This is a genomic window from Melghirimyces algeriensis, from assembly GCF_900182565.1.
Classification (GTDB): Bacteria; Bacillota; Bacilli; order Thermoactinomycetales; family DSM-45169; genus Melghirimyces; species Melghirimyces algeriensis.
This window is the reverse complement of sequence record NZ_FXTI01000005.1, coordinates 158035-178339: the sequence shown is the minus strand read 5'-3', so window position 1 is coordinate 178339 and position 20305 is coordinate 158035. Positions and strand designations below refer to the sequence as shown.

The following is a 20305-nucleotide window of genomic DNA, read 5'->3' as shown; positions in this document are numbered from 1 at the left end:
GAGGTGATCTTGAATGAAAGCGGCGATTCATCCAAAATACAAACGAACGACTGTGACCTGTGCATGTGGCAACACATTTGAGACCGGATCGACCAAAGAAAATTTGCGTGTGGATATCTGCTCTGCATGTCACCCCTTCTTCACCGGTAAACAAAAGCATGTCAGTGCCGGTGGTCGCGTCGATCGCTTTAAGAAAAAATACAATCTCTAAAACAGCATAGACGGATATAGAGAGACTACAGGCAAGCGGATGATGCGCTTGTCTGTTTCTCCGTTTATACATAAATGGGGGAAGCGGGGAATGGGAGATGAATCCTGTGACGAAAGAAGGGTGGATTGAAGTCATCTGCGGAGGGATGTTTTCCGGGAAAAGTGAGGAGCTCATTCGACGTATTCGCAGAGCTCGCATTGCCAAGCAAAATGTGGCCGTTTTTAAACCGATTGTGGATAATCGTTATCGCCCGGAAGCGATAACATCGCATAATGGTGTCTATACAGATGCGATTGTCATTCATGAAGCCAAGGAAATCTTGGAGCACCTTTTGCAAAAGACGAATGTGGTAGCGATTGATGAGATTCAATTTTTTGATGATTCTGTGGTGCAAGTGGCACAGGAATTGGCGGATCGGGGGATCCGGGTGATCTGTGCTGGATTGGATCAGGATTTTCGAGGAACGCCTTTTGGACCCACCCCGAAGCTGATGGCTGTTGCTGAATACATCACCAAACTGCAAGCCATTTGTGTTCAATGTGGAGGTCCGGCCAGCCGGACACAGCGATTGATTGATGGAAAACCGGCTGAAACAGACGGGCCTGTTATTCAGGTAGGTGCTTCTGAACAGTATGAAGCCCGTTGTCGACACTGTCATAAAGTTCCGGTTGGGAAAACATTACCGAAAAGTTTTTTGCCTTCCTGACGCAAACTAGGTTCAGGGAGGTGTTTTTTTGAAGCGCCTAAGCCACTTTTGGTACGTTGGAGTCCTGGTATTCCTTTTGGGTCTCCTTATTGCCGGTTGTGCTGGAAAGCAGGAGACGGGATCCAAAACGGATCATCGTCCTGAGTATCTTTATGAAAAGGATCAACACCGCTATTTGCAGGATGAAGGTCGATTTGGACTCCGAAATGCAAATCCTAACCTGTCTGATGTGGGGCAATGGTCCAATGTGAAACCTCCCCAAGAAAATGTGGAAAGGCAGATGAAGGCAATTGCCCTCAAAGTGGATGGCGTCCGGGATGCAAAAGTCAGGATTCTGGGTGGGCATGCGGCCATTCAAGTCATTCCTGAAGCTCGTGTCGCTCAAAAGGACTATGCAAAACTGGAGGAGCAAGTTCTCCGAAACGTCACTTTCCAAATTCCCCGTTATGAGATTCGGGTCCAGGTGGGACTGAGCAAGTGGAATCCGCTTCGTTACCTTCCGTTTGGAGGTTGAAATGAATACAGCTTGAGCTGTCGTGATGCAGGCTCAAGCTGTATTTGTTTCTAGATGGAAAGATAAGTGAGGATTCCCAATGTGATGTTATATGTGGCATGCACAATCATGGTTGTTGTCGTGTCATAACGTTGTCGTAAAAAGCCCAGTGCGAGACCAACAAAGAAAACGATGACAGTGGATAAGCTAAGTCCATAATTGCTGTGAACCACTGCAAATAAAAGAGATGTAAAGAATAGACCAAATCGTGGGAGCAATGCACCTCTAAAGATCGCTTCCTCTCCAAGAGCGGCAGCGAATCCCAGTGTTAATATTCCCAGGGCAGAACCAAAAAGCGGACCCAATAAATCATCCGTCAATTGCTCTACATGAGGGTCATTGGGGAAACCAGCGAATTGAGCTAAATACTCCAGCGATAGAGCTCCAAAGACAAGGAGCAGACCGCTAGTGACTCCGATGGAAAGATGTCGCAGCGTTGGTCGATTCAATCCCAACCGTTTAAGAACAGCTCCCGTGTTCCGGCGGGTGAGCCATCCCACTCCGACCAGGGCAAGAAAGAAAAAAGTGATCTGCTGTGCCCAGAGTGTTGACAACGTATTGGCTTGTTCCTGTCCGGTAGTCAACTGGCTCAGGGTTTCCAGTCCAATGGCGACAAAAAAGAAGAAATAAATCCAGATGATCATGGATGATGCCAAGGAGATGGTGTGCACCCGATGGTTCGGGTCAATGGGAATCAAACGGGCGATTATGCGCCGAATGGCCGGAATAAACAATAACATTCCCAACAGAGATGGGAGCCAAAAGCTGAGACCAACAGTGGGCAGGGATTCAATAATATCCATCATAACCTCTGGAGGGACTTGAGGGACTTCTAAAAACTTCTCTTGGTTTTGTGCGATCCAACCCAAAAGGCTGATCAGGATTCCAATCACGATGAATATAAAAAAGATCAGTCCGAGAAGGATATGGGAAATGATGGATAGAGCGAAAGATGCTCCCTTTTTACGTCCCTGTTCCAGTAAACGGGGATTTTCCGCCCCATTTGCCAGTAACAATAAAATAAAGAATGGAATAAATTGCACTATAACGCCTATGATTTCAAACATGTAGTGAAACCACCTTTTTTGGGATCAGTAGATCTGTTTGATTGACATGAGGCCCATTTGGTGATCATTGGGCGGCGACAATGCGGTTTCAGCCTTTAATGACGATATTCAATAGAGAAATATAAGAATTGAATGATTGCTTATGTGCCATATCCCCAGAGTATGTTGTCTGAAGAGGGATCATTCGTACCTTAAAGATACCAAAACATGGTCAAATTTGCGAGAGAGAATCATGTAATCGAGACTGCTGACAAAGATAATAAGAAGGGGGTTCCGGTAACGGATTCCTTCCACTTCCTTGCTGGAGGAAAGAGATGCGGAAACGGAAATCACCCTTTCACCGCTTTGTCATAAACCTCATGTAATCCTTCTTACCTTATCATCAGGTGGTTTATTTCCTGGGAAATGAGTCGGTTTTTGACGATCATCCTATTGTATCCTATAATAGATACGTTATCCAATGTGTTTCTTCCTTGAGAAACATTCGGGGAGTGAAGCGGTGTGCTGGAACGTTTGGAATCGATTCGCGAGCGATATGAAGAATTAAATCAACTGTTGAGCGACCCCGAAGTGATCCAAAATACAGAATTACTTCGAGTTTACTCCAAAGAGCAGTCTGATTTGGAACCGAAATATCAGGCTTATTGCGAATACAAAGAAGTCAGCAGTCAATATGCGGATGCCAAAGCCATGTTGATCGAAGAATCAGATCCTGAAATGGTTGACATGGTGAAAGCAGAGTTGGACCAACTTTCAGAACGAAAGCAATTCTTGGAGGAGAAGCTTCGAACACTCCTTTTACCGAAAGACCCCAATGATGATAAAAATGTGATTGTGGAGATCCGGGGTGCGGCTGGGGGAGAGGAAGCGGCCCTATTTGCAGCTGATCTCTTTCGTATGTACAGTCGCTACGGAGAACGGCAGGGATGGAAGACAGAAGTTTTGGATGCCAATGCTACAGGACTTGGCGGGTTTAAGGAAGTGATTTTTTCCGTTCAGGGAAAAGGTGCCTACAGTCGCCTGAAATATGAGAGTGGAGCCCATCGGGTACAACGGGTTCCCTCCACGGAGTCCGGAGGGAGAATTCACACCTCAACGGCAACAGTGGCCGTTCTTCCGGAAGCGGAGGAAGTGGACGTGGATATTAACGAAAAGGATTTGCGCATTGATACGTTCTGTTCCAGCGGTCCAGGGGGACAAAGTGTGAACACCACCAAGTCGGCAGTACGCATTACGCATCTTCCCACAGGAATTGTGGTTTCCTGTCAGGATGAAAAATCGCAGATTCAAAACAGGGAAAAAGCGATGCGGGTGTTGCGGGCGCGTCTGCTGGATCAAAAGAAGCAGGAAGAACAGGCCAAGTTGGATGATGCCCGGAAAACTCAGGTGGGAACAGGGGATCGCAGTGAACGGATTCGAACCTATAATTTTCCCCAAAGCCGGGTGACGGATCATCGGATCGGACTCACCCTTCATAAGCTGGATCTGGTGATGTCCGGAGAGTTGGATGAATTGATTGAAGCACTTGTCTTAGAGGAGCAAGCGGAACTGTTGAAAAAAGTGGAATAGGTGATTCAGAAATCGGGTGGCATTGCTGCCCGTTTTTTCAGTGAGCGAGATTGGGGAAAGGAGGGAAAGGACATGAAAACGTTTGAACAGGCCTATCGGGTGGGAAGGCGATATCTTCAAAAACGGGGAGTGGAAAGTGCTTCATTTATTGCGGAATTGTTGCTTCGATCCGTGATGGGATGGGATCGCACGCGTCTTTTTTCCCGTTTTCGTGATCCAATGGAGCCAAAAATCATCCATTGTTATGTTCATCAAATCGTTCAACGGGCAAAAGGGGTTCCGGTCCAGTATCTTCTTGGAGAGCAAGAATTTTATGGACGGGTATTTCAGGTGGGACCTTCCGTGCTGATTCCCCGTCCGGAGACCGAAGTCCTGATTGAGACCGTTTTAAGGGAAACCCAGCGCATTTGGAAGGACTCCCCCATTACCGTGGTGGATGCAGGGACAGGGAGTGGTGCGATTGCGGTTACGTTGGCAGCGGAACGTCCGTTGTGGCAACTGGTCGCTGTGGACTGCTCTTCGGAAGCTCTCGTTACGGCCCGGAAAAATGGGGAACAACACGGTACAAACGACCGGATCCGTTGGCTGGAAGGAAATTGGTTGACTCCTCTTAAAGAGAGTGGTGTAAAGATGGATGTTTTGGTGTCCAATCCCCCATACATTCCAACCCAAGTGATTGATACATTGGATACGCAAGTCAAAAAATATGAACCGATTCTTGCTTTGGATGGAGGAAAGGATGGATTGGATCCGTATCGAATTCTGGTCAAACAGCTTCCCCAATACATGAATCGGCCCGGTTTGGTTGCCTTTGAAGTGGGAGAAGGACAGAGTCAAAAGGTGAAGGAAATACTGGAAAATCAATTGGAGAATACGGATGTGGACATCGTTTCCGATTTGGCGGGTCGCTCCCGTATTGTAATTGCAAGGATTCATTGAATCCTGAGGTTCATGACAACGTGGTGAAGGAGAGATTCCGTTTCCGCATCTCTTTCCTCCAGCAAGAAAGTGGAAGAAGTCCGCTTCACTCCCTCCGGTTCCAACCAGCGGACAAAAGGGGAAAGCAGGTTGTCCGCTAAACGGTTGGAACTATCTTTGTCAGCAGTTTGATCAGGGAACAGGAACGAGAGTTGCACGGAATCCATAAGGATTCATCCACCTTTCCGCATGATTTTTTGATTAAAGCCCGTCCAGCCTGTCCATAATGAGGGATAGAACAAATGGAGGAGGGGTTTACATGCGGATGCGGTCTTATTTGTTTTTGCTTCTATTATCGGTCGGTCTGTTTGCTTTGATGTTTTTGACGAATGGTGGTGGGCTTGGGGAAGATATTCTTTCTGTGAAGGCTGAAAAAGCTGGGGAAAACAACAAGATACCGGAACAGGCCATTCGACTGCGAATCTTGGCCAACAGTGACTCCACCCAGGATCAACAGCTGAAGCGCAAGGTGAGAGATGCAGTTATCCAGGAAGTGGAACATTGGGCGGACAAGCCTGAAACACTGAAAGAAGCTCGTCAAATGATTCGTTCCCATCTACCCCGACTGGAGTCGATTGCGAAACAAACGGTTAAGGAAAAAGGATTTCAATATCCTGTAAATGTGGAATTTGGCCCGGTCTCTTTTCCCACCAAATTGTATGGTGACCAGGTATATCCTGCTGGTGAGTATGAAGCGGTGTTGATTACACTTGGACAAGGAAAGGGAGACAATTGGTGGTGTGTTTTGTTTCCTCCCCTCTGTTTTGTGGATATGAGCAATGGGGATGCCGTTTCTGCACGGACAGCCGTGGCGGATCGGGCAATGGCCGCACCGGCACAAATGGATTCTTCCTCGGATGTGGAAGAAAAAGACGTGGAGATCCGCTTTTTCTTCTTTGATTCCGTCAAAAGCTTTTTTTCCGGGTTGTTTGGTTTGGAAGATTGAACGATCCAAAGCTTGTCCTTCCTCAGTCCATTTCTGTTTCGGACAACTCCCAAATCAGCCCGCCCCATGCAGTCTAAGGCTAAGCCGCATGTACCCGCATGGGCGGCGTACCTGTTACCAGTACGCTGGTCCCTTTCACTTACTCTTATGGCTTTACCCAGCGGGAGAGACGCGTTTGCCGCTGGAACCCCATTCCATAACATTTTCAAGAAACAACCCACTGCGAGTAGGATGAGCGCCACTCATACGTTCGATTGTCCTCGGACTGGGGTTGCTCTTGCTCCCCCCTAAAAGAAGGGGCTTCGAGCAAGGCCATCTTTCATCCCACGATTCAAACCCTGGACTTTCAGACAGCAGTTCCTGTAAACGAGATCGGGTCCTCACGGACCTTTTTTTATTGGTTTCTTGTTCTATTTTTCAGCAGACTTCCATAGTTTCATAGAGAGACAAACAGGTGGGAGGAAATGATATGTATTCTGTCAGACAGGCAAATACTAAGGACAGGGAAACCATTGTCCGACTTCTGCGACAGGCATCCGTCAGCGATTGGGGTGTTGAATGCCACCCGGAAAATTTTCTGATGGTGGACGATTGCCGGTCCCATCAGTCTGTTGGTACAGTTGGGTTAGAGGTATATGGAACGAAAGGGGTTTTGCGTTCTTTTGTTCTGGAGAAACGCTTTCGGAATGCGAAAAGCATTCTTGAGCTTATCGGAGTGATTCTTTCCCATGTTCAGCGTTCCAGTTTACAAGAAATCTACCTGATCACAGGAATCAACCCTGATATTTTTCAAGTTTTTGGGTTTGAGCCGTTGGATTGGGAATCACTTCCGGAGGAAATTCGCAGTTCTGCCCAGAATCGAAACGTCGGGCCTCAAGAAGGGATTCCCATGATTTATCGGTGTGGGAATAACAGCTCGACAAAGATTGAGTGGGATAGCAAAAAGGTGTAATATGATGAAAATTGATCAACTTCTGTCTGACACGAGTAGTGATATCCTGTAAAAATAGTTGAGAAGCATGAGAGGGTTTTTGTAAATGGAGACTCAGCGATGGAGAATTGATCCTGAAACCTTTGGATTGGACGGGAATCCTCTGATTCAAGAGGCGGCATCCTATTTAAAGAAGGGGGGACTTGTAGCCTTTCCTACGGAAACGGTCTATGGGTTGGGGGCGAATGCCACATCAAGGGAAGCGGTAGCTTCCATTTTTCGTGCGAAAGGACGCCCTTCGGACAATCCCTTGATCGTACATATTGCTGATCCAACCCAGATCAGCCATTGGGTGGGGGAGATTTCCGAAAAGGGAAGAACGTTGGCTCACAGATTTTGGCCGGGTCCCCTGACTCTGGTGCTTCCCCATCGAGGCAACTTGGCTCCTGAAGTGACTGCCGGTCTTCCCACTGTAGGAATTCGCATTCCATCCCATCCTGTCGCTCTTGCTCTGTTAAAGGCGTGCCAACTCCCCGTCGCTGCTCCCAGCGCCAATCGATCTGGAAAGCCCAGTCCTACCCAAGCGGATCATGTATGGAAGGATCTGTCAGGGAGGATTGATGGGTTGTTGGATGGAGGAATGACAGGGGTTGGGGTTGAATCGACAGTAGTGGATGTTACGGCGGAAACACCGGTGTTGCTCCGCCCTGGGGGAATTACCCTGGAGATGCTTCAGGAAGCGGTGGGAGAAATTGTGGTGGACCTGGGACTTGAATCGGAAATCAAAGCGCCTCGTTCTCCAGGTATGAAATATCGTCATTATGCCCCCCATGGAACGATGTGGTTGGTGACGGGAGAAGCGGATGCTCTGACGAGGCGAGTGCAGGAATTGGCGGATGAAGGGTTTCGGAAAGGAAAAACAGTTGGAATTTTGACGACAGAGGAAAAAGTACAAGAATATCAGGCGGATTGGATTATACCCTGCGGGCGGAAGTCGGAACCGGAAAGCATTGCAAAAGGCCTTTATCAGTCTCTTCGGACGTTTGATGAAGTCGGTGCGGAATGGATTGTGGCGGAAGGGTTTCCATCCGAGGGAGTGCTTTTTTCGGTGATGAACCGGTTGATAAAAGCAGCGGAAGGTCGAGTGATAAAAGCCTGATTGGTTCTTTGATCCCGTTTTTGGAAAACGGGATTTTTTTGATCTGGGACAAGAAGAGTTCTTTTTGTCCGTGCTTTCGCATACCTTGACAAAGACAAGCGTGTGCGGGGAGGATCGGCAATGGAGCTCACCTTACCCCAGTGGGGTCAATTATTGACCCTGTTTATGGTTTCTGTCGCACTTGGAATGGATGCCTTCTCTTTGGGAATTGGCATTGGAATGCGTGGTCTCATGCTTTTTGAAGGTTTGAAAATCAGCTTGATCATCGGTTTTTTTCATGTCGTTATGCCATTGCTGGGGCTTTTGACGGGTCGGTATCTGGGCGCGTTGGTGGAGAACATTGCAGTCATCACAGGTGGGGTCCTGCTTTGTATTCTAGGAGCACAAATGGTGTGGCATGCGTGTGATTCGGAGAAAGAAGAGGTAGCTTTTCACTCATCTACCGGCTGGGGGGTTTTGATGTTTTCTCTCAGTGTCAGCTTGGATTCTCTTTCTGCAGGCTTTTCCCTGGGTCTGTTTGAAGTGGATATCCTTCTCGCTGTCCTTTTGTTCGGGTTTGTAGGTGGGTTGATGGCTTTTATGGGGTTGCTTCTGGGACGGAATGTTGGACCATGGATTGGCGACTATGGGGAAGCGGTGGGAGGCATCATCCTGATTTCTCTGGGCCTCCGGTTTTTACTATGATGGAGGCATTGTGGTTTAGCAGCCTGACTGGGGCTGCCACACTGTTGGGTACTATGCTGGTCCTTCGATTGAAGCGTTTTTCTTTACAGTGGATTGCCTGTTCTCTGGGATTGTCGGCTACAGTGATGTTATTTGTCAGCCTGTTTGAAATGTTGCCGACCGCTTTAAAATTGTGTCCCTCCTGGATTCATCTTGGGATCGGAATGATGATGGGCCTTACACTGATGGAGAGCATTCACTGTTTCAGTGAAGCCGGAGCAGGCAAAAAGAACGCCATGGATCGGGATCGTCGACTGGGATGGGTGTTATCCCTGGCGGTGATTGCCCATAATTTTCCGGAAGGAGCGGCGATTGGAGTGGGTTTCGGAGTCAAGCCGGAATTGGGTGTTACCTTGGCTTTAGCGATGGCTGTACATAACCTTCCGGAGGGAATTGGAATGGCTGCCCCTCTGCTTGCGTCTGGAGTTCGACGGCGTTGGATCGTACTGATCAGTCTGGGAGCTTCAGGAGCTCTTCCTCTGGGAACGTGGTTGGGCTTTTACCTCTTGACAGGTTCATTGGATTGGGTAGCAATCAGTCTTATTTTTGCGGCTACAGCCATGATCTGGGTGGTGACGCAGGAAGTTTTCCCGCGGGCGATGGAAATTTCTCCGAAAGCTGCACGTTGGGGATCGGTTTTCGGCCTTCTGTTTTCATTGATGATCCACACCCTGCATGGATAGGTCCTTTCAGCGTGGATTCAATTTTGGTTGCATAACAGGCAAAGGCCTTGAGAAAATGTAAGATATCATCATATACAACAGTCCAGTAAAGGGTGCAGGGAGGGGTTGGATGAAAAAGGTTTTGTTCGTCTGTACAGGGAATACCTGTCGCAGTCCGATGGCGGAAGCCTTGTTAAGAGAAAAAGCGAGGAAGAGGAAGATGGATGTAAAAGTGCGTTCTGCGGGTATTTCTGCTGTAAACGGGTCTCCCGCAACGGAGCCGGCTGTTCGGGTCATGAAGGAAAAAGGAATTCATCATGGTTCGCATCAGTCCAGAATGGTTTCCGAGGAACTGGTTCAATGGGCGGATTTGATTCTGGTGATGACCGTCGGCCATAAACAGTTAATGGTACATTCCTATCCGAAAGCGGCGGACAAGCTATATACATTAAAGGAGTATACCCTTTCCGACTCGCAAAAAAAGAAGCTGGAAGCCCTTTCACAATTGCAGGTTGAATGGGAGACCCGACGGGCAACCCTGACGGGAGAACCATCAAAGGAACTGAAAAAACTGGAAAGGGAAATGAACTCCCTGCAAAAGGAGGTGTCCGAATGGGTGGAGCGTGGGGATATTGTGGACCCCTTTGGCGGGGATGTAGAGGAATATCGCCAATGTGCGGCAGAAATTGAAAATGAATTGGAAAAGTTGCTGGATCAATGGGAGAATAAAAGAAACGTCAATGATGGCGAGTGAGGGAGTGAGGTTGAATGCGTATTATCATCGGTTCTGATCACGGAGGGTTGCAATTAAAGGAGTCCGTCAAACACGTGCTGAAGGATTTAGGGATGGAGTTTGTTGATGTAGGTTGTGACTGTAAAGAGTCTGTGGATTATCCTGATTATGCCTTGCCTGTAGCGGAAAGAGTGGCCAAGGGGGAGTTTGATCGTGGAATTCTGATTTGTGGCACGGGAATCGGGATGTCCATAGCAGCAAACAAAGTTCGTGGCATTCGGTGTGCGGTGGTTTCCGATGAATATTCCGCTCAAATGAGTCGGGAGCACAATAACGCCAATGTGCTCGCTTTGGGTGAACGGGTTGTGGGACCCGGTCTGGCGGAAGCGATTGTCCGACGGTGGCTCTCCACAGAATTCGCCAGTGGACGTCATGAACGGCGCGTAGAGAAAATCGGGGCATTGGAAGAGGATTGATCCGGTTGAAGGAGTCCATACAACAATCTGTGACGCAGGTGACCGAAGAACTTCTGAAAGCAAAACCCCTGGACAACCGTCATCTACTGGTGATGGGGGTCAGTACCAGCGAAGTGATTGGGAAGCGGATTGGCACGGCAGGCAGCGACGAAATTGCTTCGGCCATTCTCAAAGGAGCTTTAACCGTTCAGGAAAAATACGGATACCATCTTGCCTTCCAATGCTGTGAACACTTAAACCGCGCCTTGGCCGTTACCCGTGCCACACAGGAAACGTTCGGTTTGACCGAAGTAACGGCCGTTCCCGTTCCTGGAGCTGGAGGGGCGATGGCGGCTTATGCATACAGGCATTTGCCACATGCGGTTTTGGTAGAGAAAGTATCCGCCGATGCGGGAATCGATATTGGAGATACGCTCATCGGAATGCATATGAAACCAGTGGCCGTACCGATTCGTTCTTCGATCCGGGAGATTGGAAAAGCCCATGTCACCATGGCTATTACCCGACCGAAACTGATCGGAGGAGCAAGAGCGGTCTATAAGATCATGGAATAGAAAGATTGCAATTTATCCCGCGCAGACTTCTCCGATTTGATAAGATAAAGAAAACTGGATGAGAAACCAAAGGAGGAACATTGAGTGAGTCATATCCGAGAAGTGGACCCTGAAGTGACGGCAGCCATCAGCAAGGAATTGGGTCGCCAACAGCAGAAAATCGAACTGATCGCCTCTGAAAACTTTGTCAGCCCGTCTGTCTTGGAAGCGATGGGAAGTGTGCTGACCAATAAATATGCGGAAGGGTATCCTGGAAAACGCTATTATGGCGGTTGTGAATTTGTTGACGAAGTGGAAGAACTGGCACGGGAACGAGCCAAAGCGCTGTTTGGAGCCGAACATGCCAATGTTCAGCCCCATTCCGGTGCTCAAGCCAATATGGCTGTCTACTTTTCCGTACTGGAGCCGGGGGATACGGTCCTCGGAATGAATCTGGCGCACGGTGGTCACCTAACCCATGGAAGTCCGGTCAACTTTTCCGGAAAAATGTATAACTTTGTTTCTTACGGGGTGGACCAAGAGACGCATCGGATTGACTATGATGAAGTGCGCAATGCAGCCTTGAAGCATCAGCCCAAGCTGCTGGTGGCCGGTGCGAGTGCCTATCCCCGGACCATTGACTTTGATAAATTGAAGGCGATTGCGGATGAAGTGGGTTGTCCCCTGATGGTAGACATGGCACATATTGCCGGTTTGGTGGCAACAGGTCATCATCCCAACCCGGTTCCCTATGCTGACTTTGTTACCACTACCACCCATAAAACGCTTCGTGGTCCCCGTGGCGGCATGATTCTGTGTAAGGGGGAATTTGCCAAAACGATTGATAAATCCATCTTTCCCGGAATCCAGGGTGGACCCTTGATGCATGTGATCGCTGCCAAGGCAGTCGCCTTTAAGGAAGCTTTAGCCGATTCCTTCAAGGAATACTCCCAGAACGTGGTGGACAATGCCGCCCGTTTGGGAGAAGCGCTGGTCAAGCGAGGGTTCCAGTTGATTTCCGGGGGAACGGATAACCACTTGATTCTGATCGATGTCCGCAATCTGGGATTGACCGGAAAGAAAGCGGAACATCTTCTGGATGAAGTGGGGATCACAGTGAACAAAAACGCAATTCCCTTCGATCCGGAAAGCCCCTTTGTCACCAGCGGAATCCGGATCGGCACGCCAGCTGTCACCTCTCGCCACATGGATACGGAAGCCATGGAGGAAATTGCAGATATTATGGCCCAGGTGTTGAAACATCCGGAGAACGCAGAAGAACAAAAACAGGCTGCTGAGCGCGTGGCCCGTCTGACCGCTCGTTATCCGCTGTACCCGGATATGAAAATCTGAGTGGAGGCGTTCTCTGGGGAGGCTTAAAGCGTGGGGAAAGTTCCTATATTTCTCCACGCTTTTTTATATTCTGCGTTTGTAGGGTCATTCGATCCTTATCTTGTCTATTATGATATTTGCATTCTTGACTACTCCAGCCTATGCGTCAACAGATATCCCTCTATATTATCATGGTTCAGATGACTATTGGAGTGGTTCAGGTTCAAATAGTGTTATGGCTTTTTATGTAGAATATTCTCCCACATTTCTTGATAATGGACAAAATATTCGTGCATATCACAAATTCCTGAATAGAACTAGTGGAGATAAAAATTTTCTTTATAAAGTTAGCTATGATCCCGACAATATGAGATTTGATTATTATAGCAACATTAAGGGATGTCTATGTAGATTCTTTTGAAATCGCTCCAGATGGATTACCCAATGATGATGACTATGAAATCACAGTTAAATATGGTGTAGAAGGAGACGGAGACCATGCTCACTCTGGTCAATATGCATGTTCCAGTGTTTACCTTACTTGGTCAGGTGGTTCAGATACATATAAGTGGCGTAATCTTCCGCATAATGGTAAAACATATGGCATTCAGTTTAAAGCAGGTGAATTTGCATACTCTACTCGCACCCATTTTTATACCACTGATGCAGCTACAATTAATTAAAGGAGGAATGCAGTTTGAAAAAGAAATTTCTTGGTTTGACCGTAGTTGGTTTAGCTTTAATTTTTGGGATTACAACAGGGACTTTTGCCCTTGGTGAAAAGGTGGATTCAGGTGTTGAACCACCTGCTGACCGGTACACTACCAATGCAGGTAAAGCTGAAAAATATGAAGACTTAAAAGAAGTACCTGGAGATCCGAATGTACCAGTTATACTTAAAGACAAAGATGGGAATATCATTAAGAAAGTTCCTTTGAGTGAATTTGTTAAAAATCAACATCAAATTATGAAAGAGACTTATCCTCATAATACCAGTCAAGAGTAAAGAAAAAATAAGGAGGAGGGATTGATCCCCCCTTCTTTTTTTCTTTCATATTACATCCAACCAAGACAGAAGCAGAAGAAGCGCGATTAAAACCGTTAAAAGGGTTAAACAACCGTATTTATTATCCCTGGTTTTGGGATCAAAGCGGCTTGGATCTTCACTGCCCGACATTCGTCCACCTGGACCAGCCATTTTCCCACCTCGCTCTTATGTAAGCTCTATTTATAGGGTATTAAATTATGTCATAATCGAAAGAATGTTCAGTTTTTTGTTGGTGGGAGATCTATGCCATATATTTTTCAGAATGAATTTTTTTCAGGAGGATCGTGGTTGCAGAAGGAATGACCCAACTTTCTGTTCTTTTTTCCGGGAATAGACATTTGCAAAAAAGATCAGTACAATGTGTGAGACTGAAGGATACGAGAATGACCCAGCCAGGAAAAGGAGTGTTCACTACTGATGGGAAGTGTGTATGTATTTGACCACCCGCTGATCCAGCACAAACTGACCTTTATTCGGGATAAAGAGACAGGAACCAAGGAGTTCAGGGAGCTGGTGGATGAAGTGGCTGCGCTGATGGCCTATGAAATCACCAGGGACATGCCGTTGCAAGAAGTGACGGTGGATACCCCTGTTTCCAAAGCACAGTGCAAGGTGCTTGCCGGAAAGAAGTTGGGTCTGGTTCCCATTCTGAGGGCGGGTCTTGGAATGGTGGACGGAATCTTGCGGTTGATTCCAGCAGCCAAAGTGGGCCATGTCGGACTGTACCGCGATCCGGATACGCTGGAACCGGTTTCGTATTATGCCAAAATGCCTTCAGATATTGGAGAGCGGGAACTGATTGTTATTGACCCCATGCTTGCCACCGGAGGGTCTGCTTCCGAAGCGATTCGGGAAATCAAGCAAATGGGGGCCAAGAATATCAAGTTGATGTGTTTGATTGCTGCTCCTGAAGGTGTTCAACGGGTGCAAAAGGATCATGATGATGTGGATATTTATGTGGCTGCGGTGGATGAGAAGTTGGATGAAAACAGTTACATTGTTCCAGGTCTTGGGGATGCCGGTGACCGCCTTTATGGCACGCGTTAACGGGTTTGCCGTCGTCGTTATGAAAAAGCATTCCTATGTAAGGTTGAAAGGCAGGGTCCGCTGTTTTCAGGCGGTCTCTTCGGCCTCACCATCCATTTCCATAAAACGTTATAAATTCATGAAAACTACATGTTACAAATTGTTCAACATTCTGTGTCAAGAAAGCGTTGACATAGTACTTAGGCCTTGGTTACTATGTAAAGCGGGATGGAACAAGTTTAGGATTATTCTCAGCAATGGAAAAACTTACGAACCTTGTCATGATCGGGGGGTTATCTTTGAGTAGACTGCCGGATAATCCTTGGAAAATGATCGGTTTGCTTGGTTCTTTGGGAGTGGAGCTCCTGGTGCTGATCGTTGGAGGCGCATGGCTCGGTCGGTATTTGGATGACCGATGGGCGAGTTTCCCCACGTGGACAGCGACCGGTCTTTTGGGAGGCATGTTGCTGGGAATTATCAGTTCTGTAATAACCATCCGCTATTTATGGAAAAAATAACTGCAGTTCCTCTTTTGAAAACTTCTCTCACCACAACAGTCATTTTCCGTTTGGGAGGATGCAATTGGACTTTCAACCTTACAGAGAATCGCTGGGAATCCGGCGCCACCGCGTACTTATCTTCACTGCTTCTGTTCTGGCACTCATTTTCCTTATGTGGTTGATCTTCCCCGCCAAATCGTTTTTCGCCGGGTTATTTCTCGGTGGTCTGGTTAGCCTGTACAATGTGCTCCATATTTCAAGAAAACTTCGGCTGGCGGGAGAGGCGGTTTTATCCGGGGCAAAGACCCGCGGTCTTGGAATGGCCAATCGATTCCTCGCCTTGGTGCTTCCTTTGATTTTGGGAATACGTTTTCCGGAGCAGGTAAATGTTCTCAGTATTTTCTTGGGGCTTCCGATCGGGTATGTGACTGCCATTGTGGTAGAGTTAAGTTGCATAAAAACTGATCCTTCAATACCACAGAAGAAAGGGGTGAACGAATGGAATGGAGTTGACACCGAAGATTGAGTTCCTTGGGTTAACCTTTGATTTGACGATTATGATTGCAACAGTGGTAACCTGCATCATTGTCTTTCTCATTGCAGTGCTGGCCACCCGTAGCCGCAGTATGGTACCCAAAGGATTGCAGAACTTGGTGGAGATGCTCATTGAATTTAGCAAGGGTATCACCCGGATGACCTATGATGCCAAGACAGCCGAGAGGTATGTGGTCTTAAGTTTTACACTGTTTATGTTCATTTTTGTTGCCAACCAGCTGGGTATCATTATGATGGTAACTGCTGAAGCGCATCATCCGTTCCCCGCTTTGGGGATTACGGAAGAGGCTTTGAAAGAGACCCATGGCATTGCCTGGTTTAAGTCTCCCACAGCAGATTTAAGTGCCGCATTGGGAATGGCGATTGCTGTTGCCCTTTACACACATATTGTGGGAATTCGGTCGGGTCTGAAAAGTTACCTGAAGCATTATATCCCCCCAATGGGTTTGATTCACCTGCTTGAGGAGTTTTCCAAACCGCTTACCCATGGAATGCGTCTTTGGGCGAATATTTTCGCCGGTGAGGTTTTGATCACCATTATGATTACAGAAGGTGCCCCGTGGATCACCGGAGCTCCTCTCGTCGTATGGATGGGCTTCTCTCTCTTTGTCGGAGCCATTCAAGCCTACATCTTTACCGTTTTGGCCAATGTGTATATCTCACAGAAGATGGCACATTAATAAATTATTTTTCAACAGGTTAAGGGAGGAAAAATAACCATGGATCTTAACATTCTCGCTGCTGGTATTATGATTGGTTTTGCTGCTTTGGGTGCAGCTCTGGGTAACAGCTTTCTGTTCAGCAAGTACATTGAAGGGATTACACGGCAACCGGAAGTGCGCAGTACGCTGTTTGGTCAAACCATGATTCTCTTCGGTCTGATTGAGGCGCTGCCGATTATCGGTGTCGGTATTGGAATCCTGCTGGCTTTCGGGGTCATTTAAGGACCGGCAAAGTGTAATGGCGGGGGAGTATATCCTTCCCCGCCATCTGTTCGATACAACGGACAACGTTGAAGGGAGTGAACCGGATTGAGTATTCACCTGGGGACGATGTTATTCCAGGTTGGTGCTGTGTTGATTTTGATGCTTCTGCTGAAACGTTACGCCTTGGGACCGATGATGAAGGTGATGAATGAACGGCAGGAGCATATTGAACAGCAACTGACCATTGCGGATGAAAAGCGGGCGGAAGCGGAAAAAATGGTTTCCGAGCAAAAAGAAGCACTCATTCAAGCACGGGAAGAGGCTAAGGAGTTGCTGGAGCGGGCAAAAGTCCAGAAGGAACGGGAATCGGAAGAGATTTTGCAAGATGCCCGTAAACGTGCCGATCGGATGATTCAGGATGCCAAAGAGGAAATTGCTTTGGAAAAGGAAAAGGCGATCAAGGAACTTCGGAACGAAGTGGGCAACCTTTCGGTTTCACTGGCTTCCAAGCTGATTGAAAAAGAAGTGAAAGTGAAAGATCAATCCAAGTTGGTGGAAAGCTATCTGAATCAGGTAGGCGAATTGCAATGAGTCAATCCATTATCGCGAAACGTTATGCAAAGGCCCTGTTTGAAGTGGCAAAGGAACACAACCTTTTGGATCAGGTGGAACAGGAGTGGCAAGCGGTTCATGATGTGTGGGTCAACCACCCCGAACTTCGGGAATGGGCGATTCACCCCCGTGTAAGGTCCGAGGAGAAAAAAGAGGTTTATGACAAGCTGTTCAGCGATCTGTCCGACTTGTCCCGAAACCTGCTTCATCTCCTCGCTGAAAGAAACCGCGAAAATGTGATTGAAGCCATTGGAGCCGAGTATAGGAGCCTTGTCCATGATGCCAAAGGGATTGCGGAGGCGGAAGTGATCACACCGAGACCTCTTTCCAAGGCGAAGGAAAAAGAACTGATTTCCGTTTTTCAGAAAAAGATCGGAAAGAGTCTGGTGATTATCAACCGTGTGGACTCCGATATTCTGGGAGGCGTTATTGTCAGGATTGGCGACCGTCTGTATGATGGCAGTCTTGTGAATAAACTGAAGCGGTTCCGGAACCAAATGGCCGAATCCAGTGTTGGATAAACGGATTGGAAGGATAGGGGTGAAATCATGAGCATTAAGCCTGAAGAGATTAGCTCTCTCATTAAAAAGCAGATTGAGCAGTTTGAAGGAAACATCGAAGTGGTCGATGTGGGCAGCGTCATTCAAATCGGTGATGGAATTGCTCGCGTCCACGGATTGAAAAATGCCATGGCCGGTGAGCTCGTGGAGTTTCAAAACGGCGTAATGGGTATGGCGCAAAACCTGGAAGAGGACCATGTCGGTGTCGTCATTCTGGGTCCCTACTCGGAAATTCGGGAAGGGGATCAAGTCAAGCGGACCGGGCGCATTATGGAAGTTCCGGTGGGCGACTCCCTGCTGGGCCGTGTGGTAAACCCTCTCGGTCAGCCGTTGGACGGCAAGGGGAGTATTGAGACAAGTGAATACCGTCCAATTGAATCCCCCGCTCCGGGCGTGATGGATCGGAAATCGGTTCATGAACCCCTGCAAACGGGGATCAAGGCCGTTGACTCCATGATTCCGATCGGCCGCGGTCAGCGGGAATTGATCATCGGGGATCGGCAAACCGGTAAAACGACCATTGCGGTAGATACGATTATCAACCAAAAAGACGAAGATATGATCTGTATCTATGTGGCCATCGGGCAAAAGCAATCCACTGTGGTCGGTGTGGTGGAAAAACTGCGGAAAGCAGGGGCTCTGGATTACACCATTGTGGTAAGTGCCTCCGCTTCTGATCCTTCACCGCTTTTGTTCCTGGCTCCTTATGCCGGGTGTTCGATGGGTGAACACTTTATGTATCAAGGAAAGCATGTGCTGGTGGTTTATGACGATCTGTCCAAACAGGCCGCCGCTTACCGTGAGCTTTCGTTGCTCTTGCGCCGCCCGCCAGGTCGTGAAGCCTTTCCGGGAGATGTATTCTACCTCCACTCCCGCCTGTTGGAGCGTGCCGCAAAACTTTCCGATGAAAAAGGTGGCGGGTCATTGACGGCTCTTCCCTTTATCGAGACGCAGGCAGGCGATATCTCCGCCTATATTCCCACGAACGTGATTTCAATTACCGATGGACAGATTTTCTTGGAATCCGATCTTTTCTATTCCGGTGTCCGTCCGGCGGTAAACGTCGGTACCTCCGTGTCCCGTGTGGGTGGGGATGCCCAGATCAAGGCGATGAAAAAAGTGTCCGGAACCTTGAAGCTGGACTTGGCCCAGTATCGTGATCTGCAAGCCTTCGCCCAGTTTGGTTCGGATCTGGATAAAGCGACTCAAGCCAAACTGGCCCGTGGGGAGCGTCTGGTGGAGATTTTGAAGCAGGATGAAGGACAGCCAATGCCTGTGGAAAAACAGATTATCTCCATCTATGCAGCCACAAGAGGTTATCTGGATGATATTCCGGTGGAAGATGTACAACGCTTTGAAGCGGATCTTCTCTCTTTTGTGGACGCAGAGCACTCCGGCTTGCTGAAGAAAATACGAGAAGAGAAGAACCTCTCGGATGAGATTGACGAAGCAATCAAAAAAGCGGTTCAGGATTTTAAGAAGGGTTTTGCTCCTTCCAATCAATGATCGGAGGGTCAGTTGAGGCAACACGGGAACCGGCTCTTTCCTGAAAGAGCCGACAGTTGCCTGCCTGACGGAGGAAAGGCGGTGAAGATGGTATGGCGGAAAGCATGCGGGATATTAAACGGCGGATCAACTCCTTTCAGAATATGAAACAGATCACCAAGGCTTTTGAAATGGTTTCGGCGGCAAAGCTTCGCCGTGCACAGGAGCAGGTTGAGTCCGGTCGTCCTTATGCGAGCAAGATTCGGGAAGTGATCGCGTCTGTTGCTGCTGGAACCCAAGGGGTGCAACATCCAATGCTGACTTCCCGCACCGTGAAGAAAACGGGCTACTTGGTGATTACGTCCGACCGGGGGCTTGCCGGAGGATTTAACGGAAACCTCCTGCGCACCTTGGTCAAGACGGTGGCGGATCGGCACCAGAGCAAAGATGAGTATGTCATCTTTGTGATTGGACGAAAGGGTCTTGAGTTTCTGAAACGGAGAGACTATCCGGTTATTGGAGAAGTAACCGGATTGTCGGACAGCCCGAAGTTCAGTGACATTAAACAAATTGCATCCCAAGCGGTTGGCATGTATGCGGATGAGGCATACGACGAGTTGGTTCTTCTTTACAATGAATTTATCAATCCGGTTACACAACGTCCCGTCGAACATCGTCTCCTGCCTTTGGTGGATCTCAAAGGAAAGAAAGGGGACGAAGGGGCCAAAACCTTTTATGAATATGAGCCTACCGCAGAGGAAGTTCTGGCTGAGCTTTTGCCCCGTTATGCGGAAACATTGATCTACAGCGCGCTCCTTGAGTCGAAAGCCAGCGAACATGGAGCACGAATGTCGGCAATGGGCAGTGCAACCGACAACGCATCCGATCTGATCGGAAACTTGACTTTGCAGTACAACCGTGCACGACAGGCTGCCATCACCCAGGAACTGGCCGAGATTGTCGGGGGTGCCAGTGCTCAGGAGTAATAACGATGATGACAGCCTGAACGATTTG

Annotated in this window: 28 protein-coding genes; 25 read left to right on the top strand and 3 right to left on the bottom strand. The window is 48.1% G+C overall.

All coding sequences use genetic code 11. From position 1 onward, the window contains the following. The first annotated feature begins 13 nt into the window (after window positions 1–13). The 3 genes from rpmE (at window position 14) to FN782_RS09240 (ending at window position 1431) form a co-directional block, all read left to right on the top strand. Window positions 14–211, top strand: a complete 198-nt coding sequence (rpmE, locus tag FN782_RS09250) for a 50S ribosomal protein L31 (RefSeq protein ID WP_142505504.1) — start codon at window positions 14–16, stop codon at window positions 209–211. A 97-nt stretch (window positions 212–308) separates the two neighbouring features. Then, complete coding sequence (locus FN782_RS09245; RefSeq protein ID WP_142505503.1) at window positions 309–917, top strand: thymidine kinase; 609 nt, start codon at window positions 309–311, stop codon at window positions 915–917. Between the two features lie 28 nt (window positions 918–945). Then, window positions 946–1431, top strand: a complete 486-nt coding sequence (locus FN782_RS09240) for a hypothetical protein (protein WP_142505502.1) — start codon at window positions 946–948, stop codon at window positions 1429–1431. A gap of 50 nt (window positions 1432–1481) precedes the next feature. On the opposite strand, the gene FN782_RS09235 is transcribed toward FN782_RS09240, so the two are convergent. Further along, entirely contained in the window at window positions 1482–2537 is a 1056-nt protein-coding gene (locus FN782_RS09235; protein WP_142505501.1) for a CPBP family intramembrane glutamic endopeptidase, read from the bottom strand. 501 nt (window positions 2538–3038) lie between these two features. Between FN782_RS09235 and prfA the strand changes: the two genes are divergently transcribed. Beyond that, on the top strand, window positions 3039–4106 hold the full coding sequence (gene prfA, locus FN782_RS09230) for a peptide chain release factor 1 (RefSeq protein ID WP_142505500.1): 1068 nt from the start codon (window positions 3039–3041) through the stop codon (window positions 4104–4106). 72 nt (window positions 4107–4178) lie between these two features. Beyond that, the gene (gene prmC, locus FN782_RS09225) at window positions 4179–5045 is read left to right on the top strand and encodes a peptide chain release factor N(5)-glutamine methyltransferase (RefSeq protein WP_142505499.1); all 867 of its coding nucleotides are present in this window, start codon (window positions 4179–4181) and stop codon (window positions 5043–5045) included. On the opposite strand, the gene FN782_RS09220 is transcribed toward prmC, so the two are convergent. Then, a complete protein-coding gene (locus tag FN782_RS09220) occupies window positions 5039–5251 on the bottom strand; it encodes a hypothetical protein (RefSeq protein WP_142505498.1) in 213 nt (70 codons plus the stop codon). The two genes, prmC and FN782_RS09220, sit on opposite strands and share 7 nt — an antisense overlap. A gap of 149 nt (window positions 5252–5400) precedes the next feature. Here FN782_RS09220 and spoIIR point away from each other — a divergent pair, with 149 nt between their 5' ends. The 11 genes from spoIIR to FN782_RS09165 all read left to right on the top strand — a co-directional run bounded on the left by spoIIR (window position 5401) and on the right by FN782_RS09165 (window position 13585). Beyond that, complete coding sequence (gene spoIIR / locus FN782_RS09215; RefSeq protein WP_425462701.1) at window positions 5401–6030, top strand: stage II sporulation protein R; 630 nt, start codon at window positions 5401–5403, stop codon at window positions 6028–6030. Window positions 6031–6499: 469 nt separating this feature from the next. After that, window positions 6500–6982: a GNAT family N-acetyltransferase gene (locus FN782_RS09210; RefSeq protein WP_142505496.1), complete on the top strand. Its 483-nt coding sequence runs from the start codon at window positions 6500–6502 to the stop codon at window positions 6980–6982. An 85-nt stretch (window positions 6983–7067) separates the two neighbouring features. Next, window positions 7068–8120 (top strand): L-threonylcarbamoyladenylate synthase, encoded by a 1053-nt coding sequence (locus tag FN782_RS09205; protein ID WP_142505495.1) that lies wholly within the window; start codon window positions 7068–7070, stop codon window positions 8118–8120. A gap of 120 nt (window positions 8121–8240) precedes the next feature. Further along, entirely contained in the window at window positions 8241–8804 is a 564-nt protein-coding gene (locus tag FN782_RS09200; RefSeq protein ID WP_142505494.1) for a manganese efflux pump MntP, read from the top strand. Between the two features lie 8 nt (window positions 8805–8812). Further along, the gene (locus tag FN782_RS09195) at window positions 8813–9526 is read left to right on the top strand and encodes a ZIP family metal transporter (protein ID WP_185956176.1); all 714 of its coding nucleotides are present in this window, start codon (window positions 8813–8815) and stop codon (window positions 9524–9526) included. 109 nt (window positions 9527–9635) lie between these two features. Beyond that, window positions 9636–10259 carry a low molecular weight protein arginine phosphatase gene (locus FN782_RS09190; protein ID WP_142505492.1) on the top strand — a complete coding sequence of 208 codons (624 nt, stop codon included), beginning with the start codon at window positions 9636–9638 and terminating at the stop codon, window positions 10257–10259. 14 nt (window positions 10260–10273) lie between these two features. Continuing rightward, entirely contained in the window at window positions 10274–10714 is a 441-nt protein-coding gene (gene rpiB, locus FN782_RS09185) for a ribose 5-phosphate isomerase B (RefSeq protein ID WP_142505491.1), read from the top strand. Window positions 10715–10719: 5 nt separating this feature from the next. Then, the gene (locus FN782_RS09180) at window positions 10720–11268 is read left to right on the top strand and encodes a TIGR01440 family protein (protein WP_425462699.1); all 549 of its coding nucleotides are present in this window, start codon (window positions 10720–10722) and stop codon (window positions 11266–11268) included. Window positions 11269–11352: 84 nt separating this feature from the next. Then, complete coding sequence (locus FN782_RS09175) at window positions 11353–12600, top strand: serine hydroxymethyltransferase (protein WP_142505489.1); 1248 nt, start codon at window positions 11353–11355, stop codon at window positions 12598–12600. Window positions 12601–12953: 353 nt separating this feature from the next. After that, a complete protein-coding gene (locus FN782_RS09170) occupies window positions 12954–13262 on the top strand; it encodes a hypothetical protein (protein ID WP_142505488.1) in 309 nt (102 codons plus the stop codon). Window positions 13263–13276: 14 nt separating this feature from the next. Continuing rightward, on the top strand, window positions 13277–13585 hold the full coding sequence (locus tag FN782_RS09165; protein ID WP_142505487.1) for a hypothetical protein: 309 nt from the start codon (window positions 13277–13279) through the stop codon (window positions 13583–13585). 45 nt (window positions 13586–13630) lie between these two features. Here the strand turns inward: FN782_RS09165 and FN782_RS16830 are convergent, their stop codons facing one another. Next, window positions 13631–13777 (bottom strand): hypothetical protein, encoded by a 147-nt coding sequence (locus FN782_RS16830; RefSeq protein WP_185956175.1) that lies wholly within the window; start codon window positions 13775–13777, stop codon window positions 13631–13633. Between the two features lie 267 nt (window positions 13778–14044). Here FN782_RS16830 and upp point away from each other — a divergent pair, with 267 nt between their 5' ends. The 9 genes from upp (at window position 14045) to atpG (ending at window position 20277) form a co-directional block, all read left to right on the top strand. Further along, window positions 14045–14674 (top strand): uracil phosphoribosyltransferase, encoded by a 630-nt coding sequence (upp, locus tag FN782_RS09160; protein ID WP_142505486.1) that lies wholly within the window; start codon window positions 14045–14047, stop codon window positions 14672–14674. Window positions 14675–14952: 278 nt separating this feature from the next. Next, the gene (locus FN782_RS09155; protein ID WP_185956174.1) at window positions 14953–15171 is read left to right on the top strand and encodes an AtpZ/AtpI family protein; all 219 of its coding nucleotides are present in this window, start codon (window positions 14953–14955) and stop codon (window positions 15169–15171) included. Between the two features lie 64 nt (window positions 15172–15235). Then, window positions 15236–15679 carry an ATP synthase subunit I gene (locus FN782_RS09150; RefSeq protein WP_185956173.1) on the top strand — a complete coding sequence of 148 codons (444 nt, stop codon included), beginning with the start codon at window positions 15236–15238 and terminating at the stop codon, window positions 15677–15679. Then, a complete protein-coding gene (gene atpB / locus FN782_RS09145) occupies window positions 15657–16388 on the top strand; it encodes a F0F1 ATP synthase subunit A (protein WP_142505483.1) in 732 nt (243 codons plus the stop codon). Before FN782_RS09150 ends, atpB begins: the two co-directional genes overlap by 23 nt. A 39-nt stretch (window positions 16389–16427) precedes the next feature. Beyond that, window positions 16428–16652 (top strand): F0F1 ATP synthase subunit C, encoded by a 225-nt coding sequence (gene atpE / locus FN782_RS09140; RefSeq protein WP_142505482.1) that lies wholly within the window; start codon window positions 16428–16430, stop codon window positions 16650–16652. Window positions 16653–16739: 87 nt separating this feature from the next. Beyond that, complete coding sequence (gene atpF, locus FN782_RS09135) at window positions 16740–17225, top strand: F0F1 ATP synthase subunit B (protein ID WP_246064904.1); 486 nt, start codon at window positions 16740–16742, stop codon at window positions 17223–17225. Next, entirely contained in the window at window positions 17222–17767 is a 546-nt protein-coding gene (locus FN782_RS09130; RefSeq protein ID WP_142505481.1) for a F0F1 ATP synthase subunit delta, read from the top strand. The genes atpF and FN782_RS09130 overlap by 4 nt, the downstream gene beginning before the upstream one ends. A 27-nt stretch (window positions 17768–17794) precedes the next feature. After that, the gene (gene atpA, locus FN782_RS09125; protein WP_142505480.1) at window positions 17795–19312 is read left to right on the top strand and encodes a F0F1 ATP synthase subunit alpha; all 1518 of its coding nucleotides are present in this window, start codon (window positions 17795–17797) and stop codon (window positions 19310–19312) included. A gap of 92 nt (window positions 19313–19404) precedes the next feature. Continuing rightward, complete coding sequence (gene atpG, locus FN782_RS09120) at window positions 19405–20277, top strand: ATP synthase F1 subunit gamma (RefSeq protein ID WP_142505479.1); 873 nt, start codon at window positions 19405–19407, stop codon at window positions 20275–20277. Window positions 20278–20305: the final 28 nt, after the last annotated feature.

Excerpts from the sequence above, each read along its gene's own strand:
- FN782_RS09190 (WP_142505492.1), top strand. The coding sequence starts at position 9,636 with ATGAAAAAGGTTTTGTTCGTCTGTACAGGGAATACCTGTCGCAGTCCG.
- prmC (WP_142505499.1), top strand. The coding sequence starts at position 4,179 with ATGAAAACGTTTGAACAGGCCTATCGGGTGGGAAGGCGATATCTTCAA.
- atpA (WP_142505480.1), top strand. The coding sequence starts at position 17,795 with ATGAGCATTAAGCCTGAAGAGATTAGCTCTCTCATTAAAAAGCAGATT.
- atpE (WP_142505482.1), top strand. The coding sequence starts at position 16,428 with ATGGATCTTAACATTCTCGCTGCTGGTATTATGATTGGTTTTGCTGCT.
- atpG (WP_142505479.1), top strand. The coding sequence starts at position 19,405 with ATGGCGGAAAGCATGCGGGATATTAAACGGCGGATCAACTCCTTTCAG.
- atpB (WP_142505483.1), top strand. The coding sequence starts at position 15,657 with ATGGAGTTGACACCGAAGATTGAGTTCCTTGGGTTAACCTTTGATTTG.
- FN782_RS16830 (WP_185956175.1), bottom strand. The coding sequence starts at position 13,777 with ATGGCTGGTCCAGGTGGACGAATGTCGGGCAGTGAAGATCCAAGCCGC.
- spoIIR (WP_425462701.1), top strand. The coding sequence starts at position 5,401 with ATGTTTTTGACGAATGGTGGTGGGCTTGGGGAAGATATTCTTTCTGTG.
- FN782_RS09210 (WP_142505496.1), top strand. The coding sequence starts at position 6,500 with ATGTATTCTGTCAGACAGGCAAATACTAAGGACAGGGAAACCATTGTC.
- FN782_RS09130 (WP_142505481.1), top strand. The coding sequence starts at position 17,222 with ATGAGTCAATCCATTATCGCGAAACGTTATGCAAAGGCCCTGTTTGAA.
- FN782_RS09200 (WP_142505494.1), top strand. The coding sequence starts at position 8,241 with ATGGAGCTCACCTTACCCCAGTGGGGTCAATTATTGACCCTGTTTATG.
- FN782_RS09245 (WP_142505503.1), top strand. The coding sequence starts at position 309 with ATGAATCCTGTGACGAAAGAAGGGTGGATTGAAGTCATCTGCGGAGGG.
- rpmE (WP_142505504.1), top strand. The coding sequence starts at position 14 with ATGAAAGCGGCGATTCATCCAAAATACAAACGAACGACTGTGACCTGT.
- upp (WP_142505486.1), top strand. The coding sequence starts at position 14,045 with ATGGGAAGTGTGTATGTATTTGACCACCCGCTGATCCAGCACAAACTG.
- FN782_RS09220 (WP_142505498.1), bottom strand. The coding sequence starts at position 5,251 with ATGGATTCCGTGCAACTCTCGTTCCTGTTCCCTGATCAAACTGCTGAC.
- FN782_RS09205 (WP_142505495.1), top strand. The coding sequence starts at position 7,068 with ATGGAGACTCAGCGATGGAGAATTGATCCTGAAACCTTTGGATTGGAC.
- rpiB (WP_142505491.1), top strand. The coding sequence starts at position 10,274 with ATGCGTATTATCATCGGTTCTGATCACGGAGGGTTGCAATTAAAGGAG.
- FN782_RS09235 (WP_142505501.1), bottom strand. The coding sequence starts at position 2,537 with ATGTTTGAAATCATAGGCGTTATAGTGCAATTTATTCCATTCTTTATT.